Here is a 23,182-nt window from a genome sequence, read left to right as displayed (position 1 = left end):
GGCGGCGCGCGGCAGTCACCGCGGCAGGCCCTCCCGCAGCTGGACGACGGTGCCGGTCAGGGCCGCGGTGTGCAGGGCGGTGAGGGAGGGCAGCGGGGGCAGCAGGGCGGTGGAGCCGAGCTCGTCGAGGGCGAACAGGCCGTGGTCGTCGTGCTCGCCGCTGCGCCGGACGGCGGGGGCGGCGGGGAGCCGGCCGCCGTAGTAGTAGAAGTCGATCACCGGGCCGGTGCCCTTGACGTCGGCCCGGTGGTCGTAGCCGATGAGCCGGGGCGTGCCGTCCAGCTCGATCCCGGTCTCCTCGTGCACCTCCCGGCAGGCGGCGCCGAGCGGGTCCTCGCCGTGGTCGAGCATGCCGCCCGGCAGTCCCCAGAGCCCGGCACCGGGCTGGCCCGCGGCGTAGCGCAGCAGCAGGACCCGGTCCTCCGGGTCGAGCAGCAGGACGCAGGACGCGACGACGGTCTGCGGCAGCGTCTTGACCCATTCGGCGCGCGGCAGCACGCGCGGTACGTCGGTGGCGGGCGCGGTCGTGTCCACGGTGAGGTCCCTTCCGTCGGCAGGACAGCCCGGACGAGCTGCCCAAACGGAGGAACGGCCGAACCCGCCGATGGTCACCGGCTCCGGCTTCCCGGTGCCGCGAACGGGGCCGGGGTCATACGCGGAACGGGCCCCGGACCTCGTACGTGATGCCGCCCGCGGAGGTGCCGCTGGTGCCGCGCTGGCTGGAGAAGTACAGGCGGGTGCCGTCCGGGGAGAAGGCCGGGCCCGTGATCTCCGAGGCGGACTGGCCGTCGACGCGCAGGAACGGGGCGACCACGTCGTCGGGGGTGATGACGCAGATCTCCATGCTGCCGCCGTCCTCGGCAACGAAAAGGTCGCCGGAGGAGGAACCGGTGACGTTGTCCACGCCGGTGAGCGGGGCCGTGCCGGACGTGACCAGGGAGTCGTCGTAGGCGAGTTCGATCGTCTGGGCGGCGGCGTCGTACCGCCAGACGCGGTTGTCGCCCTTGGTGGTGAACCAGCAGGTGTCGTTCGCGTAGTAGCAGCCCTCGCCGCCGTTGAAGCGCTTGGCGCCGGAGACCTGGTTGCGGGTGGCGGTGGCGCCGGACGGGTCGGGCACGCGCGCCCAGCTGACCGGTCCGCTCGTGCCGCTGCCCGCCACCAGGACCTCCAGGGTGCCGGCGGACAGGTCGCCCCAGGTCGTCGGCCGGAAGCGGTAGAAGCAGCCGTCGGTGACGTCCTCCGTCAGGTAGACGACCCGGCGCACCGGGTCGGCCGCGGCCGCCTCGTGCTTGAACCGGCCCATCGCGTCCCGGCGCACGGCCGCCTTCACACCCCAGGGGTCCGTCTCGTAGACGTAGCCCCGGTCGACCTCCTCGCAGGACAGCCAGGTGTTCCACGGGGTCTTGCCGCCCGCGCAGTTGGTGCGGGTGTTCGCCAGGATGCGGTACGCCCCGGTGATCGCGCCGGTCGACGAGAACTTCACCGCGCTCGCGCCGCCCGAGGGGCTGATCTCGGAGTTGGAGACGTAGATCCAGCCGGTGCCGTCGGCGTAACAGGCGCCGCCGTCCGGGGCGTTGTGCCAGGTGTACGAGGTGCTGCCGACCCGCTGGCCGGAACGGGCGATGACCCGGCTCGTGAAGCCGCTCGGGAGTCTGATGCCGTTGGCGTCCGGGGCGCCCAGCGCCCCGTAGGGGCCGGCGCCGGGCTGGGCCGGGGCCGCGTACGCGGCCCCGCGCCACAGCGTTCCGCCCAGCGCGGCGGAGGTGCCGCCGAGGACGGCCGCACGCAGGAGGCTACGACGTTCCACTCTCACTCCAGAGGTGCCGTACCGCCCTGCCGCCGGTCGACGGCAGGGTCGTGCGTGGGGGGAGGCGAGAGGGAACGCTAACGGGCCCGGATTGACGGAGCATGGACAAACGGTGGCCGTGCGACGGCCCGCGGCCTACAGCGGCACGGCCACCGCGTCGAAGGTCGTCTCGGGCGTCTGCGGGCTGGTGAAGCGGGCGTTGACGAGGTAGAGGCGGTCGCCCCAGCGGGCCGCCGTCGTCGGCACGTCGAAACGCGGGTCGGTGATCGTCCGGGTGAGCGTGGCGGTGGTGGCCCGCCGGTCGAGGCCGAAGACGGTGACCTTGTTCAGGCGGTTCTGCACGACGTACAGCGTGCGGCCGACCCGGACCAGGCCGTCGCCGCCCGCCACGTCGGCCGCCCCCTCCAGGGCGATCACGGCGGCGTGACCGGTCCGCAGGGACACGCGGTACAGCCGGCCCGCGTTGACGACGATCAGCGCCCTCCCGTCGGGGGTGGCGACCAGCCCGTTGGCGCTGTTGGTCCCGGCGGGCGCCTGCACCCACGCGCCGCCGATCGGCAGGGCGCGGACCCGGCCCGGGCGCCCGCGCGGGACGCCATGCAGGACCGCGGCGCGGGAGTCGGTGAACCAGGCGCGGTCCTCGTGCAGCACCACGTCGTTGACGAACGGCGCGGCGTCGTCGGTGAGCCGGTGGGTGGCGAGCAGCTCGCCGGTGCGCGCGTCGACGATCCGCGCGGTGCCGCCGCCACCACCGGCCACGTACAGCAGCCCGTCGCGGTCCAGCTTCAGCCCGATGGACGCGAGCCCCGTGCCGCCCGCGTGCACCACCCGGCCCCGGCCGGTGCGCAGATCGGCGCGGTACACGGCGCCGTTCGCGCGGGAGCCCAGGTACGCGTACGGCCCGCCGCCGATCGTGATGCCCTCGGGCAGCCACCCGTCGGGCAGCGGGAACGAGGTGGGCCAGCCGCCGTGAGCGGCCTGCGCGGTGTCGGCGGCCGTGGCGAGCGCGGCGGCGACGGCCCCGCCGAGCACGGTGCGCCGGGACGGCCGGGTGTGGTTCCGGGTCATGGTCGTGCCTCCGTGAAGGTGGGGGTGTGACGCGACGCATCCGATGAAACGCGACGCACCCCCGCACGCGAACCCGGCCGGCGGAACCCGACAGCAACTCGACAGCGTGCGCGGCGCCGGCCCAGCCCTCTAGGCGGTCCGCACCCGGTACGCCGTCACCCGTACCGCCTCGTCGTCCAGGCACTGGCCGGAGGCCAGGTCGAAGCGCTGCTTCAGCAGCGGGGAGGCGACGAAGGGGCGGCCCCGGTGGGTGCCCGTCAGGCCGCGGGAGAGGACGGCCGCGCCGGTGAAGGGGTCGCGGTTGTCGAGGGCGAACAGCTCGCCGGTGCGGTCGCGGAAGATCGCCGCCTGGCGGCCGCCGGGCAGCAGCGCCGCCACCCCGCGGCCCGGGAGCAGCGTGCTCAGGTCGCAGACCGTGAACCAGTCGCCGTCCAGGGAGAGCTGGACCTTCAGGTCGGTGGTCTCGGGTGCCAGGGTCATCGCTGGGCGCTTCCTTCCAGAACGTCGGCGGGTCGCATGCCGATGGACAGCAGCGGCAGGTCGGGCTTCATCTGGTCGCGCTCGGGCACGAACGCGACGACCGGGTCGGGGGTGTCCGGCGCGTTCACGAACGACACGAACCGGGCGAGCTTCTCGGGGTCGTTGATCGTCTCGGACCACTCGTCGCGGTAGTGCGCGACGTGCGCCCGCATCAGCTGCTCCAGCTCGTCGCAGATGCCGAGCGAGTCGTGCACGACCACGTCCCGCACGTGGTCCAGGCCGCCCGGGATCCGCTCCAGCCAGGTCGAGGTGCGCTCCAGGCGGTCGGCCGTGCGGATGTAGAACATCAGGAACCGGTCGATCAGGCGGACCAGTTCGGCGTCCGAGAGGTCCTGCGCGAGCAGGTCCGCGTGGCGCGGGGTGGCGCCGCCGTTGCCGCCGACGTACAGATTCCAGCCGTTGGCGGTGGCGATCACGCCGAAGTCCTTCGACTGGGCCTCGGCGCACTCGCGCTGGCAGCCGGAGACCGCCGACTTCAGCTTGTGCGGGGAGCGCAGGCCCCGGTAGCGCAGCTCCAGGTCGATCGCCATCTTCACGGAGTCCTGGACGCCGTAGCGGCACCAGGTGGAGCCGACGCAGGACTTCACCGTGCGCAGCGACTTGCCGTAGGCGTGGCCGGACTCGAAGCCGGCGTCCACCAGGCGGGCCCAGATCAGCGGCAGTTGCTCGACGCGCGCGCCGAACATGTCGATCCGCTGACCCCCGGTGATCTTCGTGTAGAGGCCGAAGTCGCGAGCGATCTCCCCGATGACGATCAGCTTCTCCGGGGCGATCTCGCCGCCGGGGATCCGGGGCACGACCGAGTACGAGCCGTTCTTCTGCAGGTTGGCCAGGAAGTGGTCGTTGGTGTCCTGCAGGGCGGCCTGCTCGCCGTCCAGGACGTAGCCGCTCGCGCCGATCGTCGGGGCGAGGGAGGCGATGATCGAGCCGACGGCCGGCTTGCAGACCTCGCAGCCGTCGCCGCCCCGGGCCTCCTCGCGGCCGTGCCGGTCCAGCAGGTCCTGATAGGAGGTGACGCGCAACGCCAGGACGATCTCGTACAGCTCCTCGCGGGTCTGCGCGAAGCAGCCGCACAGGCCCTTGTCGACCTCGACGCCGGACGCCTCCAGCTCGGCGTTGACCAGCTGGCCGAGGACCTTGACGCAGGAGCCGCAGCCGGTACCGGCCTTGGTGCACTTCTTGACCTCGGGCACGGTCGTGCACCGGTGGTCGGTGACCGCGCCGCGGATCGTGCCCTTGGTGACGTTGTGGCAGGAGCAGACGACCGCGTCGTCCGGCAGCGCGGACGGGCCGAGCTGGACGGACTCACCGGCCCCGGCGGGCAGCACCAGCGACTCGGGGGAGACCGGCGGGACGGAGCCGGTGAACGCCTTCAGCGTGCCGTAGGCCTCCGCGTCACCGACCAGGATGCCGCCGAGCAGGGTGCCGTCGCGGCCGATGACCAGTTTCTTGTACAGCCCCGAGCGGGAGTCGGAGTAGACGACGTCCAGGCAGTCCTCGGCGGTGCCGTGCGCGTCCCCGAAGGAGGCGACGTCCACGCCGAGCAGCTTCAGCTTGGTGGACAGGTCGGCGCCGGTGAACGCGGCCTCGTCCCGGGCGATCGTCGCGGCGGCGGTCTCCGCCTGCTCGTAGCCGGGCGCGACCAGGCCGTACACCCGGCCGTCCGCGGCCAGCGCGCACTCGCCGATCGCGAACACCCGCGGGTCGGCGACCGAGCGGCACTGCTCGTCGACCGCGATGCCGCCGCGCTCGCCGACGGTCAGACCGCAGTCGCGGGCCAGCTGGTCGCGCGGGCGGACACCGGCGGAGAACACCACCATGTCGGTGGCGAGTTCGGAGCCGTCGGACAGTTTCATGCCGGTGACGGCACCGTCCTCGCCGACGACGATCTCCTGCGTGCCGACGCCGGTGTGGACGCTCAGGCCCATCTCCTCGATGGTGCGCAGCAGGGCCGCGCCACCGCCCTCGTCCACCTGGACGGGCATCAGCCGGGGCGCGAACTCCACGATGTGCGCGTCGAGTCCGAGTCCCTTCAGCGCCCCCGCGGCCTCCAGGCCGAGCAGCCCGCCGCCCACCACGGCACCCGTGGTGGCCCTGCTCGCGGCGTACTCCTCGATGGCGAGCAGGTCCTCGATCGTGCGGTAGACGAAGCAGCCCTCGGCGTCCTTGTTCGGCACCGGCGGCACGAACGGGTAGGAGCCGGTGGCCAGGACCAGCACGTCGTAGCCGACGACGAGCCCGGAGCGGGCGGTGACCCGGCGGGCCTCGCGGTCGATCGTCTCGGCCGGGTCGCCGATGTGCAGCTCGATGCCGTGGTCCTCGATGAACCCCATGTCCGTCATGGACAGGTCGTCCGGGGTGCGGCCCGAGAAGTACGAGGTGAGCTGGACCCGGTCGTAGGCCGGACGCGGCTCCTCGCAGAGCACGACCACGCGGTGCGTGGCGGTCAGGCCGCGCTCGGCGAGCGCTTCGAGGAAGCGCTGGCCGACCATGCCGTGGCCGACGAGCACGATCGTGGGGCGGGCCCCGGGGGTGGCCGTCATCAGAAGCCTCCATCGTTGGTGAGCAGGTGGAGCAGCGGGCCGCCGTCGGAGGGGAGCGGCTCTGCTCCCTCCCAGGCGCGGGCGAGCGCGCCGACGGTGCCGAGTTCGCCGACGAGGACCCCGCCGACCAGGCGGTCGTCGCGGACGACGACCTTGCGGTAGGTGCCGCGGGTGGCGTCGGCGAGCTGGACGACGTCGTCGCCCGGGAGCGCCTCGGTCTCGCCGAACGCGGCGAGGTCGAAGGGGCTGTCGTGCCCGTTCAGCGTGAGCCGGGTCAGGGAGCGGGTGCCGGTGTAGCGGGCGGTCGCGTCGCCGGCCAGCAGGGCGGCGAGGGCGTCGGCCTGTTCCAGCGCGGGGGTGGCCAGGCCGTACAGGACGCCGTCGTGCCGGGCGCAGTCGCCGATCGCGTGGATGTACGGGTCGGAGGTGCGCAGCTCGTCGTCGACGACGACGCCCTTGCGGACGTCGAGTCCGGCGGCCTGCGCGAGACCGACCCGGGGACGGACCCCGCAGGCGACGACCACCAGGTCGGCGTCCAGGGCGTAGCCGTCGGCCAGCTCCACGGAGCGCACCGCGCCGCCGACGCAGCGCACGTCCCGCACCCGGCACTCGGTGTGCACCTCGACGCCGAGGCCGGTCAGATGGCGCCGCACCAGCCGGGAGGCGGCCGGGTCGAGCTGGCGCTCCATCAGCCGCTCGGACTGCTGCGCGAGCACCACCTGGGCGCCGCGCAGGGCGAGCGCCCGGGCCGCGGAGACGCCGAGGAGACCGCCGCCGATGACGACGGCCTTCGCGCCCGGCCGGACCGCCTCGGACAGGCCCAGGCAGTCGTCCATGGTGCGGAACGCGTGGACGCCCTCGGGCAGTTCGCGGTCCTCGGTGAACAGCCCGCGCAGCGGCGGCAGCACCGGGTTGGAGCCGGTCGCCAGGACCAGCCGGTCGTATGCGATCACCGAACCGTCCGCGCAGGCGACGCTGCGCCGCTCGCGGTCGATCCCGGTGACCCGGGCGCGCACCACCCGCGCGGGTGCCGGCAGGGCGATCACCTCGGGGCTGTACCGTCCGGCCAGCACCTCGGCGAGCAGCACCCGGTTGTAGGGCCGGTGCTCCTCCTCGCCGATCAGGGTCGCGGGCGTGCCGAGTTCACCGAGCCGCCGGGCGAGCCGTACGCCCGCGAGGCCGGTGCCGATCACCACCACACGCTCATTCGAGGTCATGCCGTCGAGCGTGCGATGCCGGTGTTACCCGGCAGCATCACCTCTGTTTCCCACGGGGAACGCTGCCCTCAGCAACGGCGGGGGGTGGGTGTGAGGGTCCGGGATGCGGGCGGCGACCAGCGGTGAGGCGCGCCTGGCATAGGGTCACGATCATGCCCGACATATCGCTGACCATGATCGTCCTGCTCTGTCTGGCGGCCCTCGCCGCCGGCTGGATCGACGCCGTGGTCGGCGGCGGGGGCCTGGTGCTGCTGCCGGTGCTGCTGCTGGGCCTGCCGTCGCACACGCCCGCCGCGCACGCCCTCGGCACCAACAAGGCGGTCGCCATCGTCGGCACGACGGGCGCGGCCGTGACCTACGCCCGCAAGGCCCCGGTGGACGTGCGGACCGCCGTCCGCATCGGACTGGCCGCCCTGGCCGGCTCCTCGGGCGGGGCGTTCTTCGCGGCCGGGATGAGCACCGAGGTCCTCAAGCCGGTGATCATGGTGGTGCTGCTCGGCGTCGCCGCGTTCGTGATCCTGCGGCCCGCCTTCGGCACGGCCCCCGCGGCCGGCCCGGCCACCCGCCGGCGGATCCTCGCCGCGATCGGCCTCGCCGGTTGCGGCATCGGCTTCTACGACGGTCTCGTCGGCCCCGGCACCGGCACGTTCCTGGTCCTCGCCCTGACCGCCGTCCTCCACCTCGACCTGGTCACGGCCTCCGCCACGGCCAAGATCGTCAACTGCTGCACCAACGCCGGCGCCCTGGCCACCTTCGCCTGGCAGGGCGCGGTCCTGTGGCAGCTGGCCGCCCTGATGGCCGTCTTCAACCTCGCGGGCGGCACCCTCGGCGCCCGCACCGCCCTGAAGAAGGGCAGCGGCTTCGTCCGGGTCGTGCTGCTGACGGTGGTGTTCGCGCTGGTGGGCAACCTGGCCTACGAGCAGTGGATCGCCTAGGAGCGGTCGCGCAGATCGAGCAGTTCGATCATCCCCGTCCCGTCCTCGTCCCCGTGCCCCTGCGCCACCCGCCTGCGCATCAGCTCCAGGTACGGCGTCAGCAGCTCGGGGCTGACCCGCTGCTCCTCGGCCGTGCGCAGGAACGTGGGGACGCCCGCCGCCTGCATCGCGAGGCTGGACACGACGCCCTTGGTGTAGTCGCCGCCCTGCAACTGCTCGGCGGTCTGGTGGACGGCCGGGGCCATCGCGGTCAGCCAGCCGGCGAGCAGCGGCGCGAAGTCCTTCGGAGCGATGTCCTCCGGGCGGACAAGGGCGAAGGCGTGGAGCATGCCCGCGAACATGCCGTTCATGGCGCTCAGCAGCGCCACGTCGTGCAGGGCGGCGAAACCGGGATCGGTCCCCACCCAGCGGGTTCCGGCCGGGACGGCGAGGGTGGCGCGGTGCTCGTCGAACAGGGCGCGCGAGCCGCTGTAGAAGACGTAGCCGCCGGAGTCCGGCACCCCGATCATCGGCGGCACGGCCATGATCCCGCCGTCCACGAACCGCGCGCCGCGCGCCTCGGCCCAGGCGGCGCGCGCACGGCCCTCGCCCGGGGTGCCGGTGGTCAGGTTCACCAGGTCCCGCCCGGTGAGGTCGGCCCCGTCCAGGGCCGCGCCCACCGAGGCGTCGTCCAGCAGGCAGGCGATCACCAGACGGCTCGCGGCGACGGCCGCGGCGGCGCTGGGGGCGACGGCCGCGCCCTCGGCGGCCAGGGCCTCGGCGCGGGCCGGGGTGCGGTTCCAGACGGTCACCGGATGCCCGGCGGCGAGCCAGGCCCGGGCCAGGGCGGTGCCCATGGCGCCGGTGCCGAGAAGGGTGACGGGGGTACGGGAGGCAACGGTGCTGTCGGTCATGGTGTTCAGGCTCGTCGCGGCGAACCGCCTGCTCAAGTACGCACTTGGAAGTGGGTGGTTACCGTGGGGGAAGGATCCAGGCAGTGGCACGGTGAGGAGCGCGGCATGGGGACGACGGGACGGCGGCCGGGGGCGTACGTGTGCGGGATCGACGCCGCGATGGACGTCATCGGCGGCAAGTGGAAGGTGCTCGTGCTGTGGGCGCTGCACCAGCGGCCGTGTCGCTTCGGCGAGCTGCGCCGGGAGCTGCCGGGCATCACCGAGAAGGTGCTCGCCTCGCACCTGCGCGAGATGGAGGCCGACGGGCTGGTGCACCGCGAGGCGTACGACGAGGTGCCGCCGCGCGTGGAGTACTCCCTCACGCCGCGGGGCGTGTCCCTGAACGAGGCGCTGGAACCGCTGGGGGCCTGGGGCAGGACCCACGTCCTGGGCGGATCACCGGCTCCCGGTCAGGTGCGCGAAGACGACGACGTTGCCCTGGTAGCCGGTGGCGCGTGAGTAGCCGCCCCCGCAGGTGATGACCCGCAGCTCCGGGCGGCGGGCGGCGCCGTAGACCCGCGCGTCGGGGAAGTCCCGCGCGGCGTACGCCTCGACGGCGTCCACGGTGAACACCGCGACACTGCCGTCGCGCCGGTCCACCTCGATCGTGCTGCCCTTCGTCAGGGCACCGAGGTCGTAGAAGACGGCCGGGCCGTCGGCGTTGTCGACGTGGCCCGCGACGATCGCCGTGCCCCGCTCGCCGGGGGTGGTGCCGGCCTCGTACCAGCCGGCGAGGTTCCGGCGCGCGGCCGGGGGCACGTCGAGGCTGCCGCTCGGGGTCAGGCCCAGGCCGGTCAGCGGCGCGTCCACCCGGATCGCCGGGATGCGGATGCGGGCGGGCGGCGAGGGCGGCAGCGCCGGCGCGGCGGGCCGCCCGGCCTCACCGGCCCGGCCGTCCAGACCGCCCTGGCCCGCCCGCCCGTCCTGCCCGGCACGGGCCTGCGCGGCGGACGGCTGCGGCGGGGCGTGCGTCCCGGCGGCGTCGCGCAGCAGCCACACCCCGGAGCACAGGGCGAACACCGTCACGGCCGCCATGGCCGCGTTCGCCGGGTTGCCCACCGGGCGGCCGGACCTGCGGAACCTGCGCATACCCACCCTTTCCTGATCTGTCGCCCCGTGCCCCCTCCGGGCCGCGAGGGGCGTCGGACCCGGAGGGGGAGGGGACATGCGGTACCGGCGACGGACAGCGGAGGGTGTCCGTCAGATCCCGTCGCCTCTCGCCCGGCGATGCAGGAGCCAGGTACCGCCCGCGGCGGCGACGGCGAGAGCCGCCACACCGGCCGCGGTCTGCACGGGGTCGGGGCCCAGGGCGCCGCCGACCCCCGTCTTCACACTCCCCCGGGGGTACACCTGCTCGTGCCCGGCCGTCAGCGTGACCACCAGGTCCCCGGTGACCCGTCGGCCGCTCCCCGCGCACGTGGCGGTGATCTCGTACGTCCCCGGCTGCGCGCTCGGCGGCACCCGGAACCGCCCGCTCGCCGCCGTCTCGTACCGGCCCGGCGCCAGCGTGAACGCCCCGGCCCCGACCGCGCTGGCGTCACCGGCCGCCGTGCCGTCCCGCCCGCAGGCCGCGGTGCGCACCGTGACGTGCGCGCCGGGCTCGACCGAGGCGGGGGTCAGCCGCAGGTCACCGGCCGGGGCGCCGTGCGCGGGGGCCGCGGCGAGCGCGGCGGCGGCGACGGCGAGCGCGGTGGCGGTCAGCGGCCGGGCGGTACGTCGCATCGGTGCTCCTTCGAGCTGTTCGGTCGTGCACCTGCCCTTCCGAGGTAACGGCGGGCGCGGTCACCGCGCTTTCTGAGAGCCCGTCAGAATTGGGGTGAACGGGTGTCGGGGGCGACCGGCCCGACGGTCCGTCAGACATCGTTTCGCCAGGTCACACGTCGTGCGTCGGCCCGGTGCGGAAATTCGCGGCCGGCGCGGGTGAACGGGTGACCCGCGGGCGCGGGGGCCGCGCTTGACCTGAACCAAGGTCGAGGTACGAGGCTGTGGCGCATGAAGACAACAGCTGACGCACCCTCCGCCGAGCAGACCGAGACCCTCCGGGTGACCCTGGTCGTCGGCAGCAACCGCCACGGCCGCTTCGGCCCGATCGTCGCCGACTGGCTCCTGGACCGGCTGCGGGGCCGCGACGACCTGGTCGCCGAGGTCGTCGACGTCGCCGACGCCGACCTGCCGACCTCCCTCGAACCGACGCCTGCGGCCACCGCCGTGCTGTCCGGCATCACCCCCAAGCTGGCCCGCGCGGACGCCTTCGTCGTCCTCACCCCCGAGTACAACCACTCCTTCCCGGCGGGCCTGAAGAACCTCGTCGACTGGCACTACGCCGAGTGGCGGGCCAAGCCGGTCGCCCTCGTCTCCTACGGCGGGCTGGCCGGCGGCCTGCGGGCCGTGGAGCACCTCCGCCAGGTCTTCGCGGAGCTGCACGCCGTGACGGTGCGCGACACCGTCTCCTTCCACAACGCCGGCGCGTCCTTCGACGACCGGGGCGCACTGCGGGACCCGTCCGGCCCGGACGCGGCGGCGAAGACCATGCTGGACCAACTGGTGTGGTGGGGACGGGCCTTGAAGGAGGCGAGGGCAGAACGCCCGTACGCGGCCTGACCCGGCCCGGTCGGAGAGGCGGCGCACGGCAACACACCCCGCCAGGGGCGCGGGGAACGGCGCGAGCAACCACAACGGACCCGCACCCTGCTCACGATCCGCGCCCCGCCAGGGGCGCGGGGAACGGCGCGAGCACGCCCCACGGGCCGCAGCCGATGCCCGCCCGGCGGCAGCGCGGTCTCGGCGCGAGCAACCACAACGGACCCGCACCCTGCTCACGATCCGCGTCCCGTCAGGGGCGCGGGGAACTGCGCGAGCAACCACAACGGACCCGCACCCTGCTCATGATCCGCGTCCCGTCAGGGGCGCGGGGAACTGCGCGAGCAAGCGGCACCGGCCCGCACCGGGCACACGACCCGCGCCCCTCCCGCCTCCCCCCGGGGGGGCTCTATCCCCGCCCCCGCCACTCCCCGCCCTCGATCCGCCGCCCGGCCCCCCTCAGCCGCGCGGCCACGTCCTGCCCCGCGACATACACCCAGGCCCGCACACCCGCCCCGTCCGCCTCGCGGACGACCTTCCGCTCCACCCGCACGTACAGGCTCCGCGGATCCCCCGGCACGTACTCCTCCAGCCGGTCCAGCTCCGCGAGCAGCGCCCCGTACGCCTCCGGCCGCGCGGTCACCAGCTCCCCGCGCACCGCACCGCCCCCCGGCTCCTCCACCGCGTACGGATACCCCGGCCCCTCGTACAGCACCGCGTCCGCGAGCACCCCTGGTTCCGCCGAGCGGACGCGGCCGCGCAGGAAGAGGCCGTGGTTGACCTCGCCGGGACGCAGGGTGCCGTAGACGAAGAAGGGCAGGGTCACAGCAACCATTCTGGCGCGCGGCCGGCGTCAGCCCGCCCGATCCTCTCCGACCGCCTCCAGCCGCACCGCGCACGCCTTGAACTCCGGCATCCGCGAGGTCGGGTCGAGCGCGGGGTTGGTGAGGGAGTTGGCGCGGCCCTCGCCCGGCCAGTGGAACGGCATGAACACGGTGTCGGGCCGGATGGCGGTGGTGATCCTCGCGGGCGCCACGGCCCGGCCCCGCCGGGACACCACAGCCACCGGATCGCCCTCGGCCGCCCCGAGCCGGGCCGCCAGCCGGGGGTGGATCTCCACGAACGGCCCGGGCGCGGCGGCGTTCAGCTCCGCCACGCGCCGGGTCTGCGCACCGGACTGGTACTGGGCCACGACCCGGCCGGTGGTGAGCAGCACCGGGTACTCGTCGTCGGGCTCCTCGGCGATCGCGCGGTGGGACACCGGCACGAACCGGGCGCGGCCGTCGGGCGTGGCGAAACGGTCGAGGAAGAGGCGGGGCGTGCCCGGGTGCGCGGTGGGCGTCCGCCAGGCGGGTGTCTCCCCGGCGGGTGTCTCCCCGGCGGGATCGTCGGGCAGCGGCGCGTCGAGCAGCGCGTCCTCGCCCCCGTCCGCCGGTTCCGGCAGGGAGCCCGCCGGCTCCTCCACGGCCGGGCAGGGCCAGAAGACCCCGTTCTCCTCCGCCAGCCTGCGGTAGGTGATCCCCGAGTAGTCCGCCGGGCCGCCCGCGCTCGCCCGCCGCAGTTCCTCGAAGACCTCCTCCGGGTCCGTCGGGAAGCCCTTCTCCACGCCCAGCCGGGCGGCGAGTTCGTGCAGGACCTCCAGGTCGCTGCGGACCCCGTCCGGCGCGGTGATCGCCCGGCGGCGCAGCAGGACCCTGCCCTCCAGGCTGGTCGTGGTGCCCGTCTCCTCCGCCCACTGCGTGACCGGCAGGACGACGTCCGCGAGGGCCGCCGTCTCCGACAGCACCACATCGCACACCGCCAGGAAGTCCAGCGCCCTGATGCGCTCCTCGACATGGGCGGCCCGCGGCGCCGACACCACCGGGTTGGACGCCATCAGCAGCAGCGACCTGATGTCCGTGCCCAGCGCGTCCAGCAGCTCGTACGCGCTGCGCCCCGGCCCGGGCAGGCTGTCCGGGTCGACGCCCCACACCTCGGCGACGTGCGCCCGGGCCGCCGGGTCGTCGAGCTTGCGGTAGCCCGGCAGCTGGTCGGCCTTCTGGCCGTGCTCGCGCCCGCCCTGCCCGTTGCCCTGCCCGGTCAGACAGCCGTACCCCGACAGCGGGCGGCCCGCCCGGCCGGTCGCCAGGCACAGGTTGATCCAGGCGCCGACGGTGTCCGTGCCCTTGGACTGCTGCTCGGGGCCGCGGGCGGTGAGGACCATCGCCGACTCCGGCTCGCAGAACAGCCGCACGGTCTCGCGCAGTTCGGGAACGGACACCCCCGTGATCCGCTCCACGTACTCCGGCCAGTGCGCCATCGCGGCGGCCCGGGCGTCCTCCCAGCCGGTCGTGCGCTCGCGGACGTACTCCTCGTCCACCCGCCCCTCGGCGATCACCAGGTGCAGCAGGCCCAGGGCGAGGGCCAGGTCCGTGCCCGGGCGCGGCGCCAGGTGCAGATCGGCCTGCTCGGCGGTCCTCGTCCGCCGCGGGTCGATCACGATCAGCGTGCCGCCGTTCTCCTTCAGCTCGGTGAAGAACCGCAGCGAGGGCGGCATGGTCTCCGCCGGGTTCGACCCGACGAGGATCACACAGCCCGACTTCGGGATGTCCTCCAGCGGGAACGGCAGCCCGCGGTCCAGCCCGAACGCCTTGATGCCGGCGGCGGCCGCCGACGACATGCAGAAACGGCCGTTGTAGTCGATCTGGGAGGTGCCGAGCACGACCCGGGCGAACTTGCCGAGCGTGTACGCCTTCTCGTTGGTCAGGCCACCCCCGCCGAACACCCCGACCGCGTCCGGCCCGTGCGCGGCCCGCGTCCGGCGCAGCTCCCCGGCGATCCGGTCCAGGGCCTCGTCCCAGGACGCCGGAACCAGCGTGCCGCCCGCGTCGCGCACCAGCGGCGAGGTCAGGCGGACGTTCCTCGCGAGCAGCGCGGGAGCCGTGCGGCCCTTGCCGCACAGCGCGCCCCGGTTCACCGGGAAGTCCGCGCGCTCACTCACCTCGACGGTCCCGTCCGGTGTGGGCGTGAGGTTCATCCCGCACTGCAGGGCGCAGTACGGGCAGTGCGTCGGCGTGGCGGTGTTCTGCATGCCGTCCAGCGTGCTTCGGCCGTGTTACGCCCGGCACGGCTCCCTGTTACACGGCCGGGACGGGGACCTCCCCGCCGCCGTCCCGCCCGCGTGAGGCCCGCTCACCCGGCGCTCGCCAGCGCCCGCTCCACGCCCGGCTCCCGGGGCCCGAGGAACCGCGGGTCGGGCCGGAACGCCGCGTCCAAGGCGGCCTTGCCGGCGGCGAGGACCTCCCGGGCGCCCCCGTAGTACCAGGTCACGTCGTGCACGGCGTCCACCCCGACGCCGTACGACGCGATCCCCGCCGCCCGGCACAGCGCCACCGCCCGCCGGATGTGGAAGCCCTGGCTGATCAGCACGGCCTCGTCCACCCCGAAGATCTTCTTCGCCCGCACGCAGGAGTCCCAGGTGTCGAACCCCGCGTAGTCGCTGACGATCCGCCGGCCGGGCACCCCGTGCCGGGTCAGATAGCCGCGCATCGCGTCGGGCTCGTCGTAGTCCTCGCGGCTGTTGTCCCCGGTGACGAGCACCACCTCGACCCGCCCCCGCCGGTACAGCTCCGCCGCCGCGTCCAGCCGGTGCGCGAGGTACGGCGACGGCTCGCCGTCCCACAGCCCGGCCCCGAACACCACGGCCACGTCGGTGCGCGGCACCTCGTCCGCCGTCCGCAGCCGGTCGCCCGTCGTGGTGTACATCCAGGCCGACGGGGACAGCGCGAGCACACACCCGGCCATCACGGCCTGCACCAGCCGCCGCTGTCCCCGGCGGGTCCGCGGCCACCGCGGTCGCAGCGTCACACGACGCATCGAACGTCCCTCCCCAGGTCGCCCCTCGACAGTCAGGGACGTCCCACCGGGCCGCCGGGTTCATCCGCCGGCACGTGAGCAGCTTCACGCCCTCGGAGGAAACCGCAGGTCACCACCGCTCACACACCCCCTGCCCCGGACCGTGAACCGCTGGTAAACACCCGTGACGCCGCCGCAACGGGGAGGCAACGTGGCGCCGCGACCATCGACGCATGCCCAGTCAGCTCAGCCTCGTCCCGCCGCCCGCCACGCGCCGCCCGGCCGCGCCCGCCCTCGTCGTCGTGGCCCACGGCAGCCGCGACCCGCGCGCGCTGAGCACCGTCCGCGCGCTCCTGGACCGCGTGCGCGCCCTGCGCCCCGACGTGCCGGTGCACCTGGGCCACATCGAACTCAACGCCCCGCTGCTCCCCGACACCCTCGCCGCCCTGGGAGACGCGGAGGCCGTCCTGGTCCCTCTGCTCCTGAGCCGCGGCTACCACGTCAAGCGGGACATCCCCGAGATGGCGGCGGCCGCCCCGGCCCGCGCCCGGGTGGCGGCCCCCTTGGGCCCGCACCCCCTCCTCGTCGACGCCCTCCAGGACCGCCTCACGGAGGCCGGCTGGGGCACGACCTCCCGCGGCGACAGCGCCGTCGTCCTCGCCGCCGCGGGTTCCCGCGACCCCGACGCGAAGACGGACACCGCCCGCACGGCCCACCTCCTGGCGGCCCGCCTCGGCGTCCCGGTCCTGCCCGCCTACGCCTCGGCCGCGACCCCCACGGTCCAGCAGGCCGTGCGCACCCTCCTCGCCCGGGGCCGCCGCCACATCGCCCTGGCCTCCTACTTCACGGCCCCCGGCCGCTTCGCCACGGAGTGCGCCCAGGCGGCCCCCTGGATCGCCGCGGCCCCCCTCGCCACCCACCCGTCGATGGCCCACCTCGTCCTCCACCGCTACGACGAGGCCCTCCGGACATCCCCCTCCCTCCCCCACCTCGCCTCAGCCTGAGACAAACAGCGCGATACCCCCGAAAGGGGCGCGGGGAACAGCGCGACAAGCCCCCACGCTCCCGCACCCGCCGAACACCCCGAACCGGGCACACGCTGCGCCCTTCAGGGGCGCGGGGAACGGCGCGAACAACCCCCACGCTCCCGCACCCGCCGCACACCCGAACCGGGCACACGCTGCGCCCTTTAGGGGCGCGGGGAACTGCGCGAGCAACCCGAACGCTCCCGCACCCGCCACACACCGGAACCCGGCACACGCTCAGGGGCGCGGGGAACTGCGCGACAAGCCCAACGCTCCCGCACCCGCCGCACACCCCGAACCCGGCACACGCTCAGGGGCGCGGGGAACTGCGCGACAAGCCCCAACGCCCCGCACCCGCCGAACACCCGACCCCGGCACACACCCCACCCCCCACCCCACCCCTACCCGTACTGTCGACCCATGGCAGGCACCACGACGAACCCCACGGCCTACGACCCGACGTCAGTCGAACGCTGGGCCCCCGAACCCGACAAACGCCCCGGCCGCACCGCGTTCCAGCGCGACCGCGCCCGGGTCCTCCACTCCGCCGCCCTGCGACGCCTCGCCGGCAAGACCCAGGTGGTGACGCCCGGCACCCTCGGCCCCGCCTGGGACGCCAGCCCCCGCACCCGCCTCACCCACTCCCTGGAGTGCGCCCAGGTCGGCCGCGAGCTGGGCGCCGCCCTCGGCTGCGACCCCGACCTCGTGGAGGCCGCCTGCCTCTCCCACGACCTCGGCCACCCGCCCTTCGGCCACAACGGCGAACAGGCCCTCAACCAGTTCGCGGCCGACTGCGGCGGCTTCGAGGGCAACGCCCAGTCCCTCCGGCTCCTCACCCGCATCGAGCCCAAGCGGTTCACCCCCGAGGGCTCCGTCGGCCTCAACCTCACCCGCGCCGCCCTCGACGCCGCCACCAAGTACCCCTGGCCGCGCGGCGCCCACCCCACCGACCCGGGGTCGCGCAAGTTCGGCGTCTACGAGGACGACCGCCCCGTCTTCGACTGGGTCCGCAAGGACGCCCCCGGCACCCGCACCTGCTTCGAGGCGCAGGTCATGGACTGGTCCGACGACGTGGCCTACTCGGTGCACGACGTGGAGGACGGCCTGCACGCCGGGCACATCGACCCCAACTGCCTGCACGCCGACCCCGAACGCGCCGAGATCTTCCAAGTCGCCCTCGGCCGCTACGTGCCCGCCGGCACCGACCCCGCCGAACTCGCCGAGGCCCTCGACCGGCTCCTCGCCCAGGAGTGGTGGCCGCACGGCTACGACGGTTCCGCCGTGGCCCAGGCCCGCCTGAAGGACGCCACCAGCCAGCTCATCGGCCGGTTCTGCCTCGCCGCCGAGACCGCCACCCGCGCCGCCTGGGGGACCGGCCGGCTCACCCGGTACGTCGCCGAACTGGTCGTCCCGCGCGAGGCCCGCCTGGAGTGCGCCGTCCTCAAGGCCGTCGCCGACCTCTACGTCATGCAGCGCGCCGAACAGGAGCGGCTCCGCGCCGACCAGCGGATCGTCGTCGCCGAACTGGCCGAGGCACTCACCGCCCGCGCCCCCGACGGCCTGGACCCGCAGTTCCGCGCGATGTTCGACCGGGCGCCGGACGACCGCGCCCGCAAGCGGGTGATCGTCGACCAGATCGCCTCCCTCACCGACACCTCCGCCCGGTCGCTGCACGCCCGGCTGACGGGGCACCCGTGAGACGGGCGGGAGACGAGGGACGCCGGGACGCCCGAATGTGACCCTCCGTGGCCTGATCGGGTCACTCCCTCTTCCCGCATCACGCTCCGTGCGGGACGCTCGCAAGGGGCGACATCCTGACGAGGAGGCATCACGTGGTCGACGCGGATCAGACATTCGTCATCGTCGGAGGCGGCCTGGCCGGCGCCAAGGCGGCCGAGACGCTCCGCGCGGAGGGCTTCACCGGCCGGGTGATACTGATCTGCGACGAACGCGACCACCCCTACGAGCGTCCGCCCCTGTCCAAGGGCTACCTCCTCGGCAAGGAGGAACGCGACAGCGTCTTCGTGCACGAGCCGGCCTGGTACGCGGCGAACGACATCGAGCTGCACCTCGGCCAGACCGTCGACGCGATCGACCGCTCGGCGAAGACGGTCCGCTTCGGCGACGACGGCACGGCCGTGCGCTACGACAAGCTGCTCCTGGCGACCGGCGCCGAGCCCCGCCGCCTCGACATCCCCGGCACCGACCTGGCCGGCGTCCACCACCTGCGCCGCCTCGCCCACGCCGAGCGCCTCAAGCACGTCCTGACCAACCTCGGCCGCGACAACGGCCACCTCGTGATCGCCGGCGCCGGCTGGATCGGCCTGGAGGTCGCGGCGGCGGCCCGCGAGTACGGCGCGGAGGTCACCGTGGTGCACCGCGGTCCCACCCCGCTGCACTCCGTCCTCGGCCCCGAGCTGGGCCAGCTCTTCACCGAACTGCACCGCGAACACGGCGTCCGCTTCCACTTCGGCGCCCGGCTCACCGAGATCACCGGCCAGGACGGCATGGTCCTCGCGGCCCGCACCGACGACGGCGAGGAGCACCCGGCGCACGACGTGCTGGCCGCGATCGGCGCCGCCCCCCGCACCCACCTCGCCGAGGCGGCCGGCCTGGAGATCGCCGACGCGGCGTACGGCGGCGGCATCGTCGTCGACGAGCGGCTGCGCACCTCCGACCCCGACATCCACGCCGCCGGCGACGTCGTCTCCTTCCCGCACCCCCTGCTCGGCGCCCGGCTGCGCGTCGAGCACTGGGCCAACGCCCTCAACGGCGGCCCGGCGGCGGCGCGCGCCATGCTGGGCCGGGACGTGACGTACGACCGGGTGCCCTACTTCTTCTCCGACCAGTACGACCTGGGCATGGAGTACTCGGGCTGGGCACCGCCGGGCAGCTACGACCAGGTCGTCATCCGGGGCGACGCGGGCAAGCGCGAGTTCATCGCCTTCTGGGTGAAGGAGGGCCGGGTGCTGGCCGGGATGAACGTGAACGTGTGGAACGTCACGGACAAGATCCAGCGGCTGATCCGCGGCAAGGCCCGGGTGAACACCGAGAACCTCGCGGACCCGCACGTTCCGCTCGAAAACCTCGCACCGTGAGTGTCGGTCCGCCCCCGTAGACTTCACGCGTGGCAGGACGGATCAACGACGAGGACGTGAAGGCGGTACGGGACGCGGTCCCGATCGACGCCGTGGTGTCCGAGTACCTCCAGCTGCGCAGCGCGGGCGGCGGCAACCTCAAGGGTCTGTGCCCGTTCCACGACGAGAAGTCGCCCTCCTTCCAGGTCAGCCCCGCCAAGGGCCTGTTCCACTGCTTCGGCTGCCAGGAGGGCGGCGACACCATCACGTTCGTGATGAAGATCGACCACCTCACGTTCTCCGAGGCGGTCGAGCGCCTGGCCGGCCAGGCGGGCATCACCCTGCGCTACGAGGAGGGCGGCTACAACCCCTCCCACCAGCGCGGCGAGCGCATCCGCCTGGTCGAGGCCCACAAGATCGCCGCCGAGTGGTACGCGGAACAGCTCGCGACGAGCCCGGAGGCCGACACCGGCCGCCAGTTCCTCGCCGAGCGCGGCTTCGACCAGGCCGCCGCCCACCACTTCTCCGTCGGCTACAGCCCCCAGGGCTGGGACCACCTCACCCGCTACCTGCGCGGCAAGGGCTTCACCGACAAGGAGCTGCTGCTCTCCGGCCTCTCCCAGGAGGGCCGCCGCGGCCCCATCGACCGCTTCCGCGGCCGGCTGATGTGGCCCATCCGCGACATCGGCGGCGACGTGGTCGGCTTCGGCGCCCGCAAGCTCTACGAGGCGGACAACGGCCCCAAGTACCTCAACACGCCCGACACGGCGATCTACAAGAAGTCCCAGGTGCTCTACGGCATCGACCTGGCGAAGAAGGACATCGCCAAGGCCTCCCGCGCGGTCGTCGTCGAGGGCTACACGGACGTCATGGCCTGCCACCTCGCCGGTGTCACCACCGCCATCGCCACCTGCGGCACGGCCTTCGGCACCGACCACATCAAGATCCTGCGCCGCCTCCTGATGGACAACGGCTCGGCCCGCGTCATCTTCACCTTCGACGGCGACGCCGCCGGCCAGAAGGCCGCCCTGCGCGCCTTCGAGGACGACCAGAAGTTCGCCGCCGAGACGTACATCGCCATCGCCCCCGACGGCATGGACCCCTGCGACCTGCGCCTGGCCAAGGGCGACGAGGCCGTCGCCGACCTGGTCGAACCCCGCACCCCGCTCTTCGAGTTCGCGCTGCGCCAGATCGTGAGCCGCTACGACCTCGACACCCCGGCCGGCCGCGCCGCCGCCCTGGACGAGGCCGCCCCCGTCGTCGCCCGCATCAAGAACAGCGGCGCCCAGCACGAGGTCGCCGTGCAGCTCGCCGGCATGCTCGGCATCCTCGACACCCAGTTCGTGGTCAAGCGCGTGGCCCAGCTGGCCCGCTGGGCCCGGGACCGCGGCGGCAAGGGCCCCGCCCCCGACCGGCACGCCCCCCGGCAGTACACCGACGCCCAGCCGCCGCCCGCCGCCCCCCGCGGCCCGGCCCTCAACCTCCGCAACCCCGTCTACGCCACCGAACGCGAACTGCTCAAACTCGCCCTGCAGCGCCCCGAGCTGGTCTCCCCGGCCTTCGACGCGTACGGCGTCGACGAGTTCACCGCCCCGCCCTACGCCGCCGTGCGCCAGGCCGTCCTGGACGCGGGCGGCGCCGAGCTGGGCGTCGCGGACCCCCAGGACTACCTGGTCCGGGTGCGCGAGGCCGCCCCCGACGACGCGGTCCGCGCCATGGTGACGGAGCTGGCCGTCGAGGCGATCATGCTGCCCAAGGGCGTGAAGGGCGCCGACGAGAACTACGCGGGCGCCCAGCTCGTCACGGTCCGCCGCCGGGCCGTGGAGCGCCGCATCCGCGACATCACCGGCCGGCTCACCCGCCTGGGCACCCACGGCGACCCGGCCGAGCTGGCCGCCGTCCAGAACGAACTGTGGGTGCTCCAGCAGTACGACCAGGCCCTGCGCGAGCACGGCGCCGCCGCGCTCTGACGCCGGTCACCCCTCCTCGAAGGCCGGCGCCACCGCCCGCACCAGCCGCTCGGCGAACGCCCGCTCGTCGTCCCGGAACCGCGGATACTCGGTGACGAAGTGGTTCCACTCCACGTACCCGACCGCCTCCACGACGTGCTCCAGCAGGATCTTCTCCTGGTAGGGGCAGGGCCACTCGCCCGACAGCCGGAACACCTCGTGCAGCAGCGCGCGGTCCGGCGGCTGCCGCTCGGCCAGCAGCACCGCGTCGTACAGGTCCTTGCCCTGGGCGTGCGCGTCGGTGATCAGCCACATCAGCTTCCACGCCAGAGACAGCCCCGGCGTCGCCGCCTGGACGATCGACCCGCCCGGCAGCTCCACCGGCTCGGGCTCCTCGGGCAGCCGCTCGTTGAAGACGAAGTCCAGCTGGACATGGCCGCCGGGCAGCCCGGGCGCGCCCCAGGGCAGCACCATGCGCCGGCCCGGCACCCGGTCGTAGGTCCAGATGTCCTCCACGACCGCGCCCCGGGCCGAGACGCCGACCCGCCGGCCGCGCGCGTCGGCCAGCTCCTGCGCCGCCTCGGCGATCGAGGCCAGCATCCGGTCCGTACGGCCGTCCTCCATCCGCCAGGTGTGCGGCACCACGACGAAGTCCAGGTCACCGGGCTCGCGCGCGGCCTGTCCGAACCACACCGACATCAGCACACTGCCCCGCAGCACCAGCGCGTCCACCCACGGCGAGCCGGCGATCGCCGCCAGCACCAGCTCCAGCGCCTGCCGCCGGGCCGCCCGCCACGCCTCGCCCCGCTCCGGGTCGCCGAAGCACGGGTCGGTGGCCCGGTAGGCGTTCGGGTACTGCTTCAGGGCCGGGTCGAAGACCGGGCGCTGCACCACGTCGTCCCCCGGCACCGGCAGCAGCGTCCTCGGCAGCTGCTCCGCCCTGCGGGTGGCATCGTCCAGCGGTTCCCGGGGGATCTCCCGGGACGCCCACCCGAAGCCCTGCCACGACTGTTTCATTCCGACACCCCCACCGGCTCGGCGAGCCATCCGTCGTCCACCGTCACGTCGCTGTCGTGCAGGACGAACTCCCGCTCCACGCCCAGCACTTCACAGTCGCCGAGGGCGGCGAGCAGCCGCTCCAGCGCCCGGCCCGCGCCCGCGGCGTCCACCGCCCGGCACCGCTGGGTCACGAACCGCTCGTGCCGCGCGCCGCGCACCCGCCGGGCGTTCCACGACAGATGGGCGCCGTGCGGCACGACCCGCGCGGCGAGCGCCGCCAGGTCCGTCTCCGCGGGCAGCAGCAGCTTCACGTGGTGCTCGAAGTACCGTCCGTCGCCGCACGGTTCGCGCGGCACCTCCGGTGCCCACGGCGACGACTCGATCTTCACGCGCACCGGATCGAAACCGTCCGCGCGCAGCCGCGCCGCCACCGCGCGCACCCGTGCCGCCTCGTCGGCGTACGACGGCGAACCGGACAGCGTGAGCATCGGCTGGTCCCGCATCCGGCCCCGGGCCAGCACGATGTGCGTGAGCTTGAACCCGCCCGCGGCCGCCCAGCGGCGCAGCCGCGCCGACTCGTCGGGACCGGAGCAGCGGACCGTCACGTGCGCTTCGTACAGGGAGGCGGACATCGGCCGATCGTCGCAGACCAGGGGCTGGTGGGGCATCCGGGTTT

The 23,182-nt window shown here is 74.3% G+C and carries 21 protein-coding genes; 7 read left to right on the top strand and 14 right to left on the bottom strand.

What is annotated here, in order from left to right:
- Positions 1-15: 15 nt before the first annotated feature.
- The 6 genes from ACIGAN_RS30970 to ACIGAN_RS30945 all read right to left on the bottom strand — a co-directional run bounded on the left by ACIGAN_RS30970 (position 16) and on the right by ACIGAN_RS30945 (position 7,175).
- Complete coding sequence (locus ACIGAN_RS30970) at positions 16-534, bottom strand: NUDIX hydrolase (RefSeq protein WP_365087999.1); 519 nt, start codon at positions 532-534, stop codon at positions 16-18.
- Between the two features lie 115 nt (positions 535-649).
- Positions 650-1,807, bottom strand: coding sequence for an alkaline phosphatase PhoX (locus tag ACIGAN_RS30965; protein ID WP_399862513.1), 1,158 nt, complete (start codon positions 1,805-1,807; stop codon positions 650-652).
- Positions 1,808-1,942: 135 nt separating this feature from the next.
- Entirely contained in the window at positions 1,943-2,875 is a 933-nt protein-coding gene (locus tag ACIGAN_RS30960) for an SMP-30/gluconolactonase/LRE family protein (RefSeq protein WP_399862511.1), read from the bottom strand.
- Positions 2,876-3,004: 129 nt separating this feature from the next.
- The gene (gene nirD / locus ACIGAN_RS30955) at positions 3,005-3,355 is read right to left on the bottom strand and encodes a nitrite reductase small subunit NirD (RefSeq protein WP_365088002.1); all 351 of its coding nucleotides are present in this window, start codon (positions 3,353-3,355) and stop codon (positions 3,005-3,007) included.
- Positions 3,352-5,958 carry a nitrite reductase large subunit NirB gene (gene nirB, locus ACIGAN_RS30950; protein WP_399862509.1) on the bottom strand — a complete coding sequence of 869 codons (2,607 nt, stop codon included), beginning with the start codon at positions 5,956-5,958 and terminating at the stop codon, positions 3,352-3,354. The genes nirD and nirB overlap by 4 nt, the downstream gene beginning before the upstream one ends.
- Positions 5,958-7,175, bottom strand: coding sequence for an NAD(P)/FAD-dependent oxidoreductase (locus ACIGAN_RS30945; protein WP_399862507.1), 1,218 nt, complete (start codon positions 7,173-7,175; stop codon positions 5,958-5,960). The genes nirB and ACIGAN_RS30945 overlap by 1 nt, the downstream gene beginning before the upstream one ends.
- Positions 7,176-7,327: 152 nt before the next feature.
- On the opposite strand from ACIGAN_RS30945, the gene ACIGAN_RS30940 reads away from it, so the two are divergent.
- Positions 7,328-8,110 carry a sulfite exporter TauE/SafE family protein gene (locus ACIGAN_RS30940; RefSeq protein WP_399862505.1) on the top strand — a complete coding sequence of 261 codons (783 nt, stop codon included), beginning with the start codon at positions 7,328-7,330 and terminating at the stop codon, positions 8,108-8,110.
- On the opposite strand, the gene ACIGAN_RS30935 is transcribed toward ACIGAN_RS30940, so the two are convergent.
- On the bottom strand, positions 8,107-9,003 hold the full coding sequence (locus ACIGAN_RS30935; protein ID WP_399862503.1) for an NAD(P)-dependent oxidoreductase: 897 nt from the start codon (positions 9,001-9,003) through the stop codon (positions 8,107-8,109). The genes ACIGAN_RS30940 and ACIGAN_RS30935 overlap by 4 nt on opposite strands.
- 105 nt (positions 9,004-9,108) lie before the next feature.
- Between ACIGAN_RS30935 and ACIGAN_RS30930 the strand changes: the two genes are divergently transcribed.
- A complete protein-coding gene (locus tag ACIGAN_RS30930) occupies positions 9,109-9,501 on the top strand; it encodes a winged helix-turn-helix transcriptional regulator (RefSeq protein ID WP_365736753.1) in 393 nt (130 codons plus the stop codon).
- Here ACIGAN_RS30930 and ACIGAN_RS30925 read toward each other — a convergent pair.
- Both ACIGAN_RS30925 and ACIGAN_RS30920 read right to left on the bottom strand, forming a co-directional pair.
- On the bottom strand, positions 9,439-10,131 hold the full coding sequence (locus ACIGAN_RS30925) for a class F sortase (RefSeq protein ID WP_365736751.1): 693 nt from the start codon (positions 10,129-10,131) through the stop codon (positions 9,439-9,441). The two genes, ACIGAN_RS30930 and ACIGAN_RS30925, sit on opposite strands and share 63 nt — an antisense overlap.
- Positions 10,132-10,242: 111 nt before the next feature.
- A complete protein-coding gene (locus ACIGAN_RS30920; RefSeq protein WP_365736749.1) occupies positions 10,243-10,764 on the bottom strand; it encodes a hypothetical protein in 522 nt (173 codons plus the stop codon).
- 270 nt (positions 10,765-11,034) lie between these two features.
- Between ACIGAN_RS30920 and ACIGAN_RS30915 the strand changes: the two genes are divergently transcribed.
- Positions 11,035-11,643: an NADPH-dependent FMN reductase gene (locus ACIGAN_RS30915; RefSeq protein ID WP_399862500.1), complete on the top strand. Its 609-nt coding sequence runs from the start codon at positions 11,035-11,037 to the stop codon at positions 11,641-11,643.
- Positions 11,644-12,031: 388 nt separating this feature from the next.
- Here the strand turns inward: ACIGAN_RS30915 and ACIGAN_RS30910 are convergent, their stop codons facing one another.
- The 3 genes from ACIGAN_RS30910 to ACIGAN_RS30900 form a co-directional block, all read right to left on the bottom strand.
- Positions 12,032-12,448: a gamma-glutamylcyclotransferase family protein gene (locus tag ACIGAN_RS30910; RefSeq protein WP_365088011.1), complete on the bottom strand. Its 417-nt coding sequence runs from the start codon at positions 12,446-12,448 to the stop codon at positions 12,032-12,034.
- Positions 12,449-12,475: 27 nt separating this feature from the next.
- Positions 12,476-14,692, bottom strand: a complete 2,217-nt coding sequence (locus ACIGAN_RS30905) for a molybdopterin oxidoreductase family protein (RefSeq protein WP_399862498.1) — start codon at positions 14,690-14,692, stop codon at positions 12,476-12,478.
- 101 nt (positions 14,693-14,793) lie between these two features.
- A complete protein-coding gene (locus ACIGAN_RS30900) occupies positions 14,794-15,477 on the bottom strand; it encodes a vancomycin high temperature exclusion protein (protein ID WP_399862496.1) in 684 nt (227 codons plus the stop codon).
- A 212-nt stretch (positions 15,478-15,689) separates the two neighbouring features.
- Here ACIGAN_RS30900 and ACIGAN_RS30895 point away from each other — a divergent pair, with 212 nt between their 5' ends.
- The 4 genes from ACIGAN_RS30895 (at position 15,690) to dnaG (ending at position 21,528) form a co-directional block, all read left to right on the top strand.
- A complete protein-coding gene (locus ACIGAN_RS30895; protein WP_365736739.1) occupies positions 15,690-16,460 on the top strand; it encodes a sirohydrochlorin chelatase in 771 nt (256 codons plus the stop codon).
- Positions 16,461-16,901: 441 nt separating this feature from the next.
- On the top strand, positions 16,902-18,179 hold the full coding sequence (locus ACIGAN_RS30890; protein WP_365088015.1) for a deoxyguanosinetriphosphate triphosphohydrolase: 1,278 nt from the start codon (positions 16,902-16,904) through the stop codon (positions 18,177-18,179).
- Between the two features lie 134 nt (positions 18,180-18,313).
- Positions 18,314-19,579 carry an NAD(P)/FAD-dependent oxidoreductase gene (locus tag ACIGAN_RS30885; protein ID WP_399862494.1) on the top strand — a complete coding sequence of 422 codons (1,266 nt, stop codon included), beginning with the start codon at positions 18,314-18,316 and terminating at the stop codon, positions 19,577-19,579.
- A 29-nt stretch (positions 19,580-19,608) separates the two neighbouring features.
- On the top strand, positions 19,609-21,528 hold the full coding sequence (gene dnaG, locus ACIGAN_RS30880) for a DNA primase (protein WP_399862492.1): 1,920 nt from the start codon (positions 19,609-19,611) through the stop codon (positions 21,526-21,528).
- 6 nt (positions 21,529-21,534) lie between these two features.
- On the opposite strand, the gene ACIGAN_RS30875 is transcribed toward dnaG, so the two are convergent.
- The gene (locus ACIGAN_RS30875; RefSeq protein WP_399862490.1) at positions 21,535-22,524 is read right to left on the bottom strand and encodes a nucleotidyl transferase AbiEii/AbiGii toxin family protein; all 990 of its coding nucleotides are present in this window, start codon (positions 22,522-22,524) and stop codon (positions 21,535-21,537) included.
- Positions 22,521-23,138 carry a hypothetical protein gene (locus tag ACIGAN_RS30870; protein WP_399862488.1) on the bottom strand — a complete coding sequence of 206 codons (618 nt, stop codon included), beginning with the start codon at positions 23,136-23,138 and terminating at the stop codon, positions 22,521-22,523. Before ACIGAN_RS30870 ends, ACIGAN_RS30875 begins: the two co-directional genes overlap by 4 nt.
- Positions 23,139-23,182: the final 44 nt, after the last annotated feature.

The sequence above is a fragment of the Streptomyces sp. NPDC085931 genome (assembly GCF_044540565.1).
In the GTDB taxonomy this organism is placed as follows: Bacteria; Actinomycetota; Actinomycetes; order Streptomycetales; family Streptomycetaceae; genus Streptomyces.
The sequence above is the reverse complement of the archived record's forward strand: the minus strand, read 5'-3'. Positions and strand labels throughout refer to the sequence as shown.